Origin of the sequence: Tistrella mobilis (assembly GCF_039634785.1) — a bacterium.
In the GTDB taxonomy this organism is placed as follows: Bacteria; Pseudomonadota; Alphaproteobacteria; order Tistrellales; family Tistrellaceae; genus Tistrella; species Tistrella mobilis.
This window is the reverse complement of the sequence record NZ_JBBIAB010000005.1, coordinates 192608-206180: the sequence shown is the minus strand read 5'-3', so window position 1 is coordinate 206180 and position 13573 is coordinate 192608. Positions and strand designations below refer to the sequence as shown.

Sequence of the window (13573 nt, the reverse complement as noted above, 5' to 3'; positions counted from 1 at the left end):
GCGGGCGGGTTTCAAGATTGCGACGCAGAGGCCGCGCCTTCTATTATGCGCGCGACCGTGACCCCGGCCGTGCCCGCCTGACCGTGCCGCCGGGCCGAACAGAGATCAGGATCCGTCCCGCATGCTCAACCAGTTTCGTACCGCGTCCCGCCACTGGCTGTTCCGCGTGTTCCTCATCGCGCTGGCAGCCAGCTTCGCGGTCTGGGGAATCGGCGACATCTTCCGCGGCCGCAATTCCACCGTCGTGGCCGAGGTTGGCGGCGTGGAGGTGACACCGCAGGAGCTGGACCGGATCTATCAGGGTGAGATCCAGCGCGCCCGCCAGATCTTCGGCCCGACCTTCGACCAGAACATGGCCCGCAGCATGGGCCTGCTGGAGCGCTCGGTCGGCATGGCTGTGGGCGATGCCATGATCCGCGCCGAGACCGCGCGGCTCGGGCTCGGCGTCACCGACGACATGATCGCCCGTTCGATCACCGAGGCGCCGGCCTTCCGTGGCATGGGCGGCCGGTTCGACCGGATGGTCTACGAGCAGGTCCTGGCACGCAACGGCTATACGCCGGCAACCTACGAGGCGTCGCTCGCCGATGATCTGCGCCGTCAGCAGCTGATCTCGGCCCTGGCGGCGCCCGTTCCGGCCCCGGAGCCGCTGGTGACGCTGGAGCACATGTTCCAGGGCGAGCAGCGCCGGCTGATCACGGTGCGTGTCCCCGCCGATCCGGCCGCGATCGAGGCGCCGTCCGACGAGGTGCTGGCCACCTATTACGATGCCAACAAATCGGCCTATGCGATCCCCGAGCGGCGGGCCGTCAGCTTCGCGACGCTGACCCCCGAGGCGCTGGCATCCGAGATCACCGTCGACGAGGCGGCGCTGCGCGAGGCCTATGAGGCCCATCTCGACCGCTACACCACCCCGGCCACCCGCCAGGTGCTGCAGATGACCTTCCCGGACGAGGCCGCGGCCAAGGCCGCCCGCGACCGGATTGCGGCCGGTGAGTCGTTCGACCAGGTCGCCGGCGCGCTGGGCTTCGACGCCTCGACCATCGATCTGGGCGACGTCACCCGCGAGCAGATGCTGCCCGAGCTTGCCGATGCAGCGTTCGCACTTGGCGAAGGCGAGGTGTCGGCACCGGTGCAGAGCCCCCTCGGCTGGCATGTGCTGACCGCGCGCAATGTCGTCGAAGGCAAGACCCAGAGCTTCGACGAGGTCCGGCGAGGCCTTGAAGAAGAGCTGAAGCTGGAGCGTGCGGTCGACAAGGTCTATGAGGAAGCGACCCGGATCGAGGACAGCATCGCCGGCGGTGCGACCATCGAGCAGGTCGCGCAGCAGTTCGGCCTGGACCTGGTGAAGATCGACGCGATCGCAGCCGACGGCACCGATGGTCTGGGTCATCCGGTCGCCCGCGCGCCCGAGACCGACCGCTTTCCGGCCCTCGCCTTTTCCACCGATCAAGGGGCTACCACGCCGCTGACCGAATGGGAGAACGGCCGCTACTTCATCCTGCGTGTCGACGGCATCACCCAGCCCGAGGACCGGCCGCTCGACGAGGTGCGCGAGCGCGTCGTCGCCGACTGGCGGGCCGAAGAAGCCCGCAAGCAGGCCTCCGAGCGTGCGGCGAAGCTGGTCGAGGCGGTGAAGGGCGGTACGGCACTCGCCGCGGCGGCGGCCGGGTTCGGCCTGGATGTCGAAACCCCGCCGGCGATCGATCGCCGCGGCCAGATCGCCGGTGCCGCCGGTGCGCAGCCGCAGCGCGCCAATCTGCCGGCGCCCCTGGTCCGTGATGCCTTCGCTGCAAAGACCGGCGATGCCGTCGCCGCCGATACCGGCGATGGCAGCCGTATCGTTGCGGTCGTGGCGGATGTGATCGTGCCCAAGGCGCCCGAAGGAGCGGAAGCAGCCGCTCTTGGTGCGCGGCTGGAACAGGCGCAGTCCCAGAGCATCCTCACCCAGTACGAGAAGGTGCTGCGCGCCCGCCATCCGGCTTCGATCAATCAGGGCCTGATCAACCAGATGTATCCGGCTGCCGGCTCCTGAACCGGCTGCCATCCGCATCGGTACCAGACCCCGCCTCGGCCCGCCCCCCTCTTTGAAAGCACATGGCCGTCCATGGACATCGCGCCCGATTTCGACCGCTTCGCGACGCTCTACGGCGAGGGCCGGGCACAGGTGGTCTCCACCACCCTGGCCGCGGATCTGGAAACGCCGGTCTCGGCCATGCTCAAGCTCGCGGACCGGCGGCCCTATTCCTTCCTGCTCGAATCGGTCGAGGGCGGTGCCGTCCGCGGCCGCTATTCGCTGATCGGTCTCAAGCCCGATCTGATCTGGCGGGTGGTCGACGGCCGGGTCGAGGTCAATCGCGACGCCCGGGCGGATCTGGATGCCTTCGTGCCGGAAGAGGGCGCCGACCCCATCGCCTCTCTGCGGGCGCTGATCGCTGAGAGCCGCATCGACCTGCCGGACGGCCTGCCGCCGATGGCGGCCGGCCTGGTCGGCTATCTGGGCTACGACATGGTGCGCTTCATGGAGCGCATGCCCGCCCCGAAGAACGATGCGCTGGGCATACCCGACGGGGTGTTCACACGTCCCACCGTGATGGCGATCTTCGATGCGGTCGACAGCACCGTCACCCTGGTGACGCCCGTCCGCCCGGCTGCAGGATGCGATGCCGCCATGGCCTGGCGGCTGGCGCGGGAACGGCTGATGGATGTGGTGGCGGATCTGGGCCGCGGCCTGCCGGTCGGTCTTGCGCCCTCGGCGGCCGATCTTGGCCAGACCGGAGAGCCGCGCTCCAATGTCGGTCAGGCGCGCTTCGAAGAGATGGTCCGCACCGCCAAGGACTACATCCTGGCCGGCGACGCCTTCCAGATCGTGCCCTCGCAGCGCTTCACCCTGCCCTTCCGGTTGCCGCCCTTCGCCTTCTACCGGTCGCTGCGCCGCCAGAACCCCTCGCCCTTCCTGTTCTATCTGGATTTCGGCAGCTTTCAGGTGGCGGGTTCCAGCCCTGAAATCCTGGTCCGGGTGCGCGATGACGTGATCACCGTGCGCCCGATCGCCGGCACCCGTCGGCGCGGCAAGGATGCCGCGGAAGATCAGGCGCTGGCCGAAGAGCTGGCGGCCGACCCGAAAGAGGTGGCCGAGCATCTGATGCTGCTCGATCTGGCCCGCAACGATGTCGGCCGCTTCGCCGAAATCGGCACGGTCAAGGTCACCGAGAACATGATCATCGAGCGCTACAGCGCGGTGATGCATCTGGTCTCCAACGTCGAGGGCCGGCTGTCCGATCGTCATGATGCACTGGATGCCCTGATCGGCGGCTTCCCGGCCGGCACGGTTTCCGGGGCCCCCAAAGTGCGGGCGATGGAGATCATCAACGAGCTGGAGCCCGACCGCCGCGGCGTCTATGGCGGTGGTGTCGGCTATTTCTCGGCCGGCGGTGCCATGGACAGTTGCATCGTGCTGCGCACCGCGGTGATCAAGGATGGCGAACTGCACGTCCAGGCCGGCGCCGGCGTGGTCGCCGACAGTGACCCGACCTCTGAATACGAGGAAACCCGCGCCAAGGCCCGGGCCCTGATCCGTGCTGCCGGCGAAGCCTGGCGCTATGCGGGTGGCCTCGCCCGATGACGGTATCCGCGACCGATCCGCTGGCTCCGCCAGAGGTGCCCACGGTCCGGCTCGAGACCGACCGTCTGATCCTGCGCCAGTGGCAGCATGGCGATCTGGGCCCCGTTGCCGCTCTTCGCGGGGATGTGCGGGTGGGCGAGACGCTCGGCGGCACGCTCACCGAAGACCAGGCCCATGCCTTCGCGCAGCAGATGGCGACGGAGATCGCCGGGCGCAGCTGGGGCTTCTTCGCGATGGAAGACCGGCGCTCAGGGCATTTCGCGGGTTTTGGCGGCCTGCGGCCGATCCCCTTCGAGACGGCCTTCACGCCGGCCATCGAGCTGGGCTGGACCCTCTCGCCGGCCCTGTGGGGACAGGGGCTTGCGACCGAGGCCGCACGGGCGGCAAGCAGCTTTGCCTTCGAAACCCTGGGCCTTGACGAGGTCGTGGCCTACACGGCCGCGTCCAACCGGCGCTCGCAGGCGGTGATGCGGCGACTGGGCATGGTTCCGGATCCGGCGCTGGATTTCGATCACCCGCGCCTTGCTCCGGACCATCCCCTCGCCCGCCATGTGTTCTACCGCCTGCGGCGACCGTAGAGCGCCGTCAGGCCGCCTTGCCACCGAAGTCATAGCCGGCATCGTCGATCGCCTCGCGCACCACGGCCTCGTCATGGGCGCCGGCGATCGTGACCAGGCCGGCCGGCCGGTCGATCTCGATCCCGGCCTCGGGCAGGCGGGCGCCCAGGGCGCGGCGGACCGCCTTTGCGCAGCCGTCGCAGGTCATGCCCTCGACACGATAGGTCTGGGTGGTCATGTCCGTCACTCCTTCACTGCCGGCCCGTCGGCAAAGACCGGGCCCTCCTCGGCCCGTGCGGGGGCCGCCTCGTCCGACGCGGTGCGGGGACCGGCCGGTTCACTGGCGCCGGGGACCGCGACCAGCGCAGTCAGCGGCACGAAAACGATGCCCCGCGCCTGGGCCGCCGGCAGCCAGCGGTTCAGAACCTTCAGGGTCTCGGGATGCGGGTGGCCGATGGCGATCGCAGCCCCGTGGCGCCGGGCGATCGCCTCCAGCCGGTCGAGCTGCGCCGCGATCTTGCGCTCGTCGATCTCGTGGTCCAGAAACACGTCGCGCTGAACATTCGGGATGCCGGCCGAAATGGCCGCCTTCGACCCCACGGACTTCGCGGTCGTCCGGCTGTCCAGGAACATCAGCCCCCGCGCCTTCAACTCGGCCATCACCGCCGCCATCAGCGGGGTGTCTTCGGTCGCCCGGCTGCCCATGTGGTTGTTGATCCCGACATAGGCGCCGAAGGCCTCCAGATTGTGCTTCAGCCGCTTGACGTTTTCGGCCACCGGCAGCGCCGGATTCAGGGCGCCCGGCCCCGGATCGGCCGGGCCCTGCGGCTGCATCGGCATGTGCACGATCAACTCATGCCCTGCTGCCCGCGCCTTGGCCGCCTGCCCGGCGACGTCCTGGGCATAGGGCAGGAAGGCGAATGTGATCGGCGACGGCAGGCCGATGGCGGCTGCGGTCTGCGGCTTGTTGACCCCCATATCGTCGATGACGATGGCGATCCGCGGCCCCTTGGGTGCCACCGGTGCCGGCATCGCATAACGCTGCCAGGCGGGCTTGCCGTCGGCCGGCGGCCGGATGGCATCCGGCGCCGGCGGTTGAATCGCCGCCAGTTGCTGCGGCGCCGGTTCAGCTTTGGCGGCGGCAGCCGGCGCCTCGGCCGGCTTCGCAGGCGCGGCTTTCGGTACTGTCGGCTGCGGGTCAGGCTTTGCTGCCGGCGCGGGCGGCTTGGCCGCGGCGGCCTGGGGCTGCGACTCACGGCTCGCATCCGCGCCTGTGATCGTATCGCCGCTGCCGGCCAGATCCGGCGTCCATTCCTTCCGTGGTGCGTCGGGCGCTGCGGCCGGGGCCTCCGGGGCCTGGGGCCGGGCAGGCTCGGTCACGGCTGCACCGGCAGGCAGGGTCGGCCGGGCGACCTGTTCATAGCGCGCAGGTTTGATCAGCGACCCGATCACGGCGCCTGCGACCACCAACAGGGCGATGCCGACCAGGCCATAGCCCAGAAAACGCCGCCGGGCGAGCAGAGCTGAACCGAAACGAGCGAGAAACCCGGGACCGTCAGCCCCGGAAGCCCGGACCGGCCCACGCAGGCTGCGCGCCGTGCCGCCAGATGCGGGCTTGCGGGATGCCGTCTTGCCGGCAGCTGCCCCCGATTTTGCAGCCGCTGCCCTGGAGGTGGCGCCCTTGGCCGCGCCTGCCTTCGCCCCAGCCGCCTTCGACACCGACGCCTTCGACACCGACGCCTTTGACGCGCCAGTGGCGCCACTGCGCGGCCTGCTTCCGCCAGCCGCCTTGCGGCCGCCCGTGCCGGTCTCGTCGCTGCCCTTGCGGGTGCCGCCACCCTTTCGGCCGGCGCCGCCGTCGCGGCGTCCGTCCTCGCCCTTGCTCATGCGTCTGGTCCGTAATCACTCTGGTCCTGGGCCGACCCGCGGCCGGCGGGCGCACTATAGCCCATCGTCCGGCCGCTGCCGATGGGCCTGCACGTCATGACCGGCCGCCAGATCCTGCCCGTCGTGCTCGGCCAGATCGTCCAGGATCGGGCAGTCCGGGCGACCGTCGCCATGGCAGTTTGCGACCAGATGGGCAAGGGTGCGCCGCATGCTCCGGAGTTCGGCCATCCGGCGATCGATCTCGGTGATCCGGGCCTCGGCCAGCTGGCGGACGTCGCGGCTGGCCCGTCCGCGATCATCCCAGAGTGCCAGCAGGTCGCGGACGTCATCCACCGGGAAGCCAAGATGCCTGGCGCGCAATATGAACCGCAGCCGATCGAGTGTCGTCGCCGGATAGTCGCGATAGCCGTTGGCGGCGCGCGCCGGCTTCGGCAGCAGCCCGATCTCCTCGTAATAGCGCACCGTCTTGGGATTGGTTCCCGCAGCCTCGGCAAGCGCACCGATGGTCAGGCCGGTCATGCGGCGCGCTCCCTCATCCCGGCCGGCCGCCAGCGGGCCAGCAGCAAGGCATTGCCAAGCACGCTCACGGAACTTGCCGCCATCGCCGCCCCCGCAAACACCGGATCCAGAATGCCCAGCGCGGCAAGCGGAATGCCGATCACGTTATAGCCGAAAGCCCAGACCAGATTCTGGCGGATCTTCACGCGGGTGGCCCGACAGATATCGAGGGTCGCTGGCAAGAGGGACGGGCTCTGTCGCATCAGGGTGACATCGGCTGCCGCCATCGCCACATCGGTGCCGCCGCCGATCGCGACCGACAGATCCGCCCCGGCCAGGGCCGGCGCATCGTTCACACCGTCGCCGACCATCATCACCCGCCGGCCGGCCGCCCTCGCCTCGGCAACCACGGCTGCCTTGCGGGCCGGATCGGCGCCACCGACCGCCTCGCTGATGCCCAGCCGTGCCGCCACCGCCTGCGCGGTCGCCGGGGCATCGCCGCTCAGCATCTTCACGGTGATGCCGCGATCGCCGAGCGCTTTCACCGCCGCCGCGGCATCGGATCGGGGAGCATCCGCCAGCACGAAACCGCCGAGGAGGTCCGGTTTCCCGGCTTCCGGCACCGCCGCCAGCCAGACGACCGTCGCGCCTTCGGCTTCCGCTGCATCTGCCTCCGCCCTCAGCGCCGCCGGGATCTCCACCCCGGCCTCGGTCATGAAGCGTCGCGAGCCCAGCCTGTGGGGCAGCCCGGCGATCGCGCCTTCGACGCCGGCACCGGGGCGGTTGCGCCGCTGGGCGACCTCGACCGGCGCCACATCCTCCGCCTCCGCCGCAGCACGGATTGCGCGGGCAAGCGGATGTTCGCTCGCCTGCTGCAGGCCGGCGGCGCGGGCAAGCGCCGTGCCGGTCGCACCGATCATCCGCAGCAGCCGCGGCCGCCCCTCGGTCAGCGTACCGGTCTTGTCGATCAGGGCGAGGTCGATACCGACCCCGTGATCGAAGGCTGCGGGCGACCGCACCAGGATGCCGGCCTTCGCCGCCGCCCCCGTCCCGGCCACGATCGCGGCCGGTGTGGCGAGGCCCATGGCGCAGGGGCAGGCGATGACGAGCACGGTCACGGCGTGAATGATCGCCTCGGGCCAGGGCGTGCCGGTCACCACCCAGCCGGCGAAGGTGGCAAGTGCGATCAGGATCACCGCCGGCACGAAGACCGCGCTTACCCGGTCGACCAGCGCCTGGACCGGTGCGCGCGTCGCCTGGGCGTGTTCCACCATCCGCACCACCTGGGCGAGGGTAGTATCGCCACCGACCCGGACGATGCGGGCAAGCAGGGGATCGGGACCATTCACCGTGCCGGCCGACAGCGTATCGCCGGCACGCTTCGTGACCGGCAGGCTTTCCCCGGTCAGCATGGATTCGTCAGCGGCCCCCTCGCCTTCGATCACACGTGCGTCTGCTGCGATACGCTCGCCCGGCCGGATCGACAACACGTCGCCGGGCCGGAGTGCGGTCACGGCGACCTCGACGTCGTTTCCGTCCGGGGTGCGACGCAACGCGGTGTCGGGCCTGAGCGCCGCCAGGGCCCGGATTGCGGCGCCGGTGGCACGACGTGCCCTGCCCTCCATCCAGCGGCCGAACAGCACCAGCACGATCACCGCGGCTGCCGCCTCGAAATAAAGATGATGGACCTGGCCATGGACCACCCACAGATAAAGGCTGAGACCGAATGCCGCCCAGGTGCCGAGCACGACCAGAAGATCCATGTTCCCCACCCCGGCGCGCAGCGCGCCCCAGGCGGGTTTCAGGAACCGCCGGCCCAGGCCGAGCTGTACCGGCACGGCCAGCGCCAGCTGCGCCCAGCCCGGCAGCGGGCCGATACCGAACTGGGTCCAGACCATCTGGCCGACCAGCGGCAGGGCCAGCAGAGCGCCGATTACGACCTCGATGCCCATGCGGCGGCTCTCGGCCAGCTCCTGCGCCTCGCGCGCCTCGCGGGGGTCGACACCCAGGCCGCCATCCTCGGCGGCTTCGGGAATGATGTCACCCTCATAGCCGGCGCGGGTGAGTGCCTGGATCAGACGCTCGTCGGTGACACCCGGCTCCAGCGTCACCAGCGCCTCGTGGGTGGCGAGGCTGACCTCCGCATCCCGGACCCCTTCGACCCGCTTCAGCGCCCGCCCCACCCGGGTGACGCAGGTGCCGCAGGTCATGCCCTCGACGGCGATCCGGCGTTCGACGGCGTTGTCTCCGGGGCCTTGTTGCGCGGCCGTGATCGTATCCATTTCGCAACCCTCTCTCGGATGCGCCGCGGGGGTGACGCCGACGGGCGGCATCGGATGGAGCATCCCTTCACGGCCTAGTCTGCACCTTCCAGTCGCTGGAAGGTCAAGCACCCCCTCACCGATTGCGACCGCCTGTCGCGGCGTTCCGGCAACCGGCCGGTGCTACGGCCGCATCCCGCGGCTTGACGACAGCGGATGCAGGGGGTTTCCTGTGCCTCCGGCGGCCCTGTATGGGCCGGTATTCTTCCGTGCGCGAGGACCCCGACCCCGATGATTCTGATGGTGGACAATTACGACAGCTTCACCTGGAACCTGGTCCATTATCTGGGCGAGGCGGGGGCGGAGGTCGAGGTGGTGCGCAACGACCAGATGACCGCAGACGAGGCCATGGCGCGCCGGCCCGACGGCATTCTGCTCTCGCCCGGCCCCTGCGATCCCGATCGCGCCGGTATCTGTCTCGACATGGTCGCGGCAGCCGCCCGGACCGGCACGCCGCTGCTCGGCGTCTGCCTGGGTCACCAGACCATCGGCCAGGCCTTCGGCGGCCATGTGGTGCGCGGGCCGAAGCCGATGCATGGCAAGGTGACCGCCATCCACCATCATGGCGGTCCGCTGTTCGACGGCCTGCCCGAGACCTTCCCCGTGACCCGTTACCACTCGCTGGTCGTAGAGCGCGCAAGCCTGCCGGCCGCGCTGGTGGTGACCGCCGAGGATGACGACGGCATCATCATGGGGCTGTCGCATCGTGAACTGCCGATCCACGGCGTGCAGTTCCATCCCGAAAGCATCGCATCCGCCCACGGTCACGAGCTGATCGGCAATTTCCTGAAGACGGTCCGCACCTCCGGGACCGCACGCGCGACGGAGACCGCATGACTTCCGACACCACCAGCCCGGATTTCCGGGCGCTGATCGCCCGCACCGCCGACGGCCATGCCCTGACCCGCGAGGAAGCCCGCCAGGCTTTCCGGCTGATGATGGGCGGCGAGGCGACGCCGGCGCAGATCGGCGGTTTCCTGATGGCACTCCGCGTGCGCGGCGAGACGGTCGAGGAAATCACCGCAGGCGCCGAGGTGATGCGGGCCAAGGCCACCACCGTCCGGGTGCCGGCCGGGGCGATCGACACCTGCGGTACCGGCGGCGATGCGCGCGGCACCTACAACATCTCGACCGCCGCCGCGCTGATCGTGGCGGCCTGCGGCGTGCCGGTGGCCAAGCATGGCAACCGTGCCCTTTCCTCCAAATCCGGCTCGGCCGACGTGCTCAAGGCGCTGGGGCTCAATATCGAAGCCGATCTGGAGCGGGTGGAACGCGCGGGACGCGATGCCGGTTTCTGCTTCCTGATGGCGCCGCGCCACCACGCCGCCATGCTGAACGTCGCCGGCCCCCGGGTGGAGCTGGGCACGCGCACCATCTTTAATCTGCTGGGCCCCCTCGCCAATCCGGCGGGCGCCACACGCCAGTTGATCGGCGTCTTCGCCGAGCGCTGGGTGGAGCCGGTCGCTCAGGTGCTGCGCAATCTGGGCTCGGAACGCGCCTGGGTGGTCCATGGTCGCGACGGGCTCGACGAGATCACGGTCACCGACGAGACCGCCGTGTCGGAGCTGAAGGACGGCAAGGTCACCAGCTTCACGGTCTCGCCCGAGATGTTCGGTCTCACCCGGCATCCGGCAGAGGCGCTGAAGGGCGGTGACGCCCAGACCAATGCCGCGGCGATCCTGGCGATGCTGGACGGCACGCCCGGCGCGCTCCGCGACATCGCCCTGCTGAATGCCGGTGCCGCCCTGCTGGTGGCCGGCGTTGCCGGCGATGTCGGCCAGGGCATCGCCATGGCCCGCGACGCCCTGGATCAGGGCCGCGCCAAGGCGGTTCTGGACCGGGTCATCGCGATCACCAACGGCCGGGAGGGCTGAAGACATGGCCGGCGATACCCTCGCCCGGATCTGCGCCGACAAGCGCGACCACATCGCCCAGCAGAAGGCCGGGACGCCGCTTGCGGCACTTGAGGCCCGGCTCGGCGAAGCCTCGGCGCCGCGCGGCTTTCGCAAGGCTCTGGCCACCAGAACGGTGCAGGGCCTTCCGGCCCTGATCGCCGAGGTCAAGAAGGCCTCGCCCTCCAAGGGGCTGATCCGCGCCGATTTCGACCCCGCGTCGCTTGCCCGTGCGTATGCCGCGGCGGGGGCGGCCTGCCTGTCGGTGCTGACCGACACGCCCTATTTCCAGGGTGAGGATACCTATCTGGTCGCGGCGCGCGGCGCGGTCGATCTGCCGGTGCTGCGCAAGGATTTCATGCTCGACCCCTATCAGGTGGTAGAGGCGCGGGCGCTCGGTGCCGACTGCATCCTGCTGATCATGGCGGCACTTGACGATGGTCAGGCGGCAGAGCTTGAAGCGGCGGCGTTCGAGCTTGGCATGGATGTGCTGATCGAGGTTCACGATCGCCCGGAACTCGATCGTGCCCTTCGACTGAAGAGCCCGCTTCTCGGCATCAATAACCGTAATCTCAAGACCCTGGTGGTCGATCTTCAGACATCGATCGAGCTTGCGGCCGCGGTGCCCGCCGATCGGGAACTGGTCTGCGAAAGCGGGCTCGACGGCCCCGAGGCGCTCACGCGGATGATGGGGCATGGCATGTTCCGCTTCCTGGTCGGCGAAAGCCTGATGCGACAGAACGACGTCGAGGCGGCGACCCGCCATCTGCTGTCGGCGCGGGCGCCGGCTGCTGCGGAGTGACGGCGATGACATCCGGCCTTACCCATTTCGACGAGAGCGGTGCCGCGGTCATGGTCGACGTATCGGCCAAGGATGTGACCGAGCGCGTGGCCGTGGCCGAAGCGCGGGTGCGCATGGCACCGGAGACGCTGGCCGTGGTGAAGCGGGGGGATGCGAAGAAGGGCGACGTCATCGCCATCGCCCGCCTTGCGGGCATCATGGGTGCCAAGCGCACCGCCGACCTGATCCCTCTTTGCCATCCGCTGCCGCTGCAGTCGGTGACGCTCGACCTGGAGGCGGATGACGCCCTGCCCGGCCTGGTCATCCGTGCCACCGCCAAGGTCACGGCCCGTACCGGCGTCGAGATGGAGGCCCTGACCGCCGCGAGTGTAGCAAGCCTCACGGTCTACGATATGCTGAAGGCGATCGATCGCGGCATGTCCATCGAAACCGTCCGCCTGATCGAAAAGCGTGGCGGCCGGTCGGGGCACTGGCAGGCGGCCACCCCGGACGACGCCGGCTGATCGACACGCCCCTCCTCACGCACCGGGAGCCCGACATCATGCTCACCGTCGACGACGCCCGCGCCCGCATCCTTGCAGACGCAACGCCGCTCGGCGCCGAAACGGTGCCGCTGGGGCTCGCCCGTGGCCGGGTGCTCGCACGCGATGTCATCGCCCGTCGTACCCAGCCGCCGCAGGCCATGTCGGCGATGGACGGCTGGGCGCTGCGCAGTGCCGATCTTGGCCATGGGCACCGAACCTTCCGGGTCATCGGCGAAGCCCGCGCGGGCGAGGGCTTCGGCGGCGATGTCGGACCCGGCGAGGCGGTCCGGATCTTCACCGGCGCGCCGGTCCCCGCAGGGGCCGATCTGGTGGTGATCCAGGAGGATACCAGGGTGACCGGCCATCACGACAGCGGCGCCCCTGCTGCCGTCGAGATAACCGGGGAGCGTGCGGACGCGGAGGCCGGGGACAATATCCGGCCGGCCGGCATCGACTTCCAGACCGGTGCGGTCGGTCTTCAGGCCGGCAGAGGACTGGAAGCACGGGCGATCGCCCTTGCCGCCGCCATGGGACATCCCTGGCTGCCTGTGCACAGGCGGCCGCGGGTGGCGATCCTCGCCACCGGCGACGAGTTGGCGCGGCCGGGGGAGCCGCTCGGGCCCGATGCAATCGTCGACGCCGTCAGCCCCTGCCTCACCGCACTTTTTGGCGATGCCGGCGCCGATGTCGTCGATCTGGGCATCGCCCCTGACGCGCGCGACCGGATCGATGCCCAGATCGCCACCGCGCGGGGCGCCGATCTTCTGGTCACCATCGGCGGCGCGTCGGTGGGTGATCACGACCTCGTTCAGGCTGCGCTGCTGGCTGCGGGCGCAGAGATCGACTTCTGGAAGATCGCCATGCGTCCGGGCAAGCCGTTGATGTACGGACGACTGGGCGGCATGCCGGTGCTGGGCCTGCCGGGCAATCCCGTTTCGGCCTATGTCTGCAGCCTGCTCTTCGCCCTGCCGCTCGTCGACCGGCTGTCGGGGCGCCAGCCGCGCGATGCCGCCTCGGAACGGCTGCCCCTGGCGGCGCCGGTTGCAGCCAATGCCATGCGTCAACACTATATGCGGGCACGGCTTCTGCGTGATGGCGATGGCGCTGAAACGGTGCTGCCGGTTCGTGATCAGGACAGCTCGCTTCTGTCGGCACTGGCCGATGCAGATGCCCTGATTCTCCGCCGCCCCCATGCCCCCGCGGCCGAACCCGGAGAGCTCGTCGACATTCTCCGTCTCGACCGGCTCGACTGATCTGAGGATTCACACCTCTTGCTGGAATAGCCTTCCGTTATAAACTCCTATCTGTTGCATTTTCGCGAACAGGTGCGAACAAGACTGAAACGAACAGACGACAAGCGTCTTGACGCGTGGCGATGACAGGCGTAGCCTGAAATTGATGTTGCGCCTTTGTTCTGTGCGACAACAGTCTCGTTCAAGCAGTCTGCGGTTCTAAGACCGGTCGGGG

12 protein-coding genes are annotated in these 13573 nt (G+C 69.6%); 8 read left to right on the top strand and 4 right to left on the bottom strand.

Annotation, left to right across the window (positions count from 1 at the left end; all coding sequences use genetic code 11):
- The first annotated feature begins 121 nt into the window (after positions 1-121).
- From WI697_RS09070 to WI697_RS09060, 3 genes are all read left to right on the top strand, one after another.
- Entirely contained in the window at positions 122-2035 is a 1914-nt protein-coding gene (locus tag WI697_RS09070) for a SurA N-terminal domain-containing protein (protein ID WP_345958223.1), read from the top strand.
- A 72-nt stretch (positions 2036-2107) separates the two neighbouring features.
- Positions 2108-3625, top strand: a complete 1518-nt coding sequence (gene trpE, locus WI697_RS09065) for an anthranilate synthase component I (RefSeq protein WP_345958222.1) — start codon at positions 2108-2110, stop codon at positions 3623-3625.
- The gene (locus WI697_RS09060) at positions 3622-4203 is read left to right on the top strand and encodes a GNAT family N-acetyltransferase (protein WP_345958221.1); all 582 of its coding nucleotides are present in this window, start codon (positions 3622-3624) and stop codon (positions 4201-4203) included. The genes trpE and WI697_RS09060 overlap by 4 nt, the downstream gene beginning before the upstream one ends.
- Positions 4204-4210: 7 nt before the next feature.
- On the opposite strand, the gene WI697_RS09055 is transcribed toward WI697_RS09060, so the two are convergent.
- Genes WI697_RS09055 through WI697_RS09040 form a run of 4 tightly spaced genes read right to left on the bottom strand, consistent with a single transcriptional unit; the run spans position 4211 to position 8849 of the window.
- Positions 4211-4420: a heavy-metal-associated domain-containing protein gene (locus WI697_RS09055; RefSeq protein ID WP_345958220.1), complete on the bottom strand. Its 210-nt coding sequence runs from the start codon at positions 4418-4420 to the stop codon at positions 4211-4213.
- A gap of 5 nt (positions 4421-4425) precedes the next feature.
- On the bottom strand, positions 4426-6069 hold the full coding sequence (locus tag WI697_RS09050; protein WP_345958219.1) for a divergent polysaccharide deacetylase family protein: 1644 nt from the start codon (positions 6067-6069) through the stop codon (positions 4426-4428).
- Positions 6070-6123: 54 nt separating this feature from the next.
- Positions 6124-6588: a MerR family DNA-binding protein gene (locus WI697_RS09045; RefSeq protein ID WP_345958218.1), complete on the bottom strand. Its 465-nt coding sequence runs from the start codon at positions 6586-6588 to the stop codon at positions 6124-6126.
- The gene (locus tag WI697_RS09040) at positions 6585-8849 is read right to left on the bottom strand and encodes a heavy metal translocating P-type ATPase (RefSeq protein WP_345958217.1); all 2265 of its coding nucleotides are present in this window, start codon (positions 8847-8849) and stop codon (positions 6585-6587) included. The genes WI697_RS09045 and WI697_RS09040 overlap by 4 nt, the downstream gene beginning before the upstream one ends.
- Positions 8850-9119: 270 nt before the next feature.
- On the opposite strand from WI697_RS09040, the gene WI697_RS09035 reads away from it, so the two are divergent.
- The 5 genes from WI697_RS09035 to WI697_RS09015 are packed head-to-tail and all read left to right on the top strand — an operon-like array spanning position 9120 to position 13359.
- Complete coding sequence (locus tag WI697_RS09035; RefSeq protein ID WP_345958216.1) at positions 9120-9725, top strand: anthranilate synthase component II; 606 nt, start codon at positions 9120-9122, stop codon at positions 9723-9725.
- Positions 9722-10762: an anthranilate phosphoribosyltransferase gene (gene trpD, locus WI697_RS09030; RefSeq protein WP_345958215.1), complete on the top strand. Its 1041-nt coding sequence runs from the start codon at positions 9722-9724 to the stop codon at positions 10760-10762. Before WI697_RS09035 ends, trpD begins: the two co-directional genes overlap by 4 nt.
- Before the next feature lie 4 nt (positions 10763-10766).
- Positions 10767-11582 (top strand): indole-3-glycerol phosphate synthase TrpC, encoded by an 816-nt coding sequence (trpC, locus tag WI697_RS09025; RefSeq protein WP_345958214.1) that lies wholly within the window; start codon positions 10767-10769, stop codon positions 11580-11582.
- A 5-nt stretch (positions 11583-11587) separates the two neighbouring features.
- On the top strand, positions 11588-12085 hold the full coding sequence (gene moaC, locus WI697_RS09020; protein WP_345958213.1) for a cyclic pyranopterin monophosphate synthase MoaC: 498 nt from the start codon (positions 11588-11590) through the stop codon (positions 12083-12085).
- 38 nt (positions 12086-12123) lie between these two features.
- On the top strand, positions 12124-13359 hold the full coding sequence (locus WI697_RS09015; RefSeq protein WP_345958212.1) for a molybdopterin molybdotransferase MoeA: 1236 nt from the start codon (positions 12124-12126) through the stop codon (positions 13357-13359).
- Positions 13360-13573 lie beyond the last annotated feature (214 nt).

Coding starts and splice junctions, on each gene's coding strand:
- WI697_RS09070 (WP_345958223.1), top strand. CDS start 122: ATGCTCAACCAGTTTCGTACCGCGTCCCGCCACTGGCTGTTCCGCGTG.
- trpE (WP_345958222.1), top strand. CDS start 2,108: ATGGACATCGCGCCCGATTTCGACCGCTTCGCGACGCTCTACGGCGAG.
- WI697_RS09060 (WP_345958221.1), top strand. CDS start 3,622: ATGACGGTATCCGCGACCGATCCGCTGGCTCCGCCAGAGGTGCCCACG.
- WI697_RS09055 (WP_345958220.1), bottom strand. CDS start 4,420: ATGACCACCCAGACCTATCGTGTCGAGGGCATGACCTGCGACGGCTGC.
- WI697_RS09050 (WP_345958219.1), bottom strand. CDS start 6,069: ATGAGCAAGGGCGAGGACGGACGCCGCGACGGCGGCGCCGGCCGAAAG.
- WI697_RS09045 (WP_345958218.1), bottom strand. CDS start 6,588: ATGACCGGCCTGACCATCGGTGCGCTTGCCGAGGCTGCGGGAACCAAT.
- WI697_RS09040 (WP_345958217.1), bottom strand. CDS start 8,849: ATGGATACGATCACGGCCGCGCAACAAGGCCCCGGAGACAACGCCGTC.
- WI697_RS09035 (WP_345958216.1), top strand. CDS start 9,120: ATGATTCTGATGGTGGACAATTACGACAGCTTCACCTGGAACCTGGTC.
- trpD (WP_345958215.1), top strand. CDS start 9,722: ATGACTTCCGACACCACCAGCCCGGATTTCCGGGCGCTGATCGCCCGC.
- trpC (WP_345958214.1), top strand. CDS start 10,767: ATGGCCGGCGATACCCTCGCCCGGATCTGCGCCGACAAGCGCGACCAC.
- moaC (WP_345958213.1), top strand. CDS start 11,588: ATGACATCCGGCCTTACCCATTTCGACGAGAGCGGTGCCGCGGTCATG.
- WI697_RS09015 (WP_345958212.1), top strand. CDS start 12,124: ATGCTCACCGTCGACGACGCCCGCGCCCGCATCCTTGCAGACGCAACG.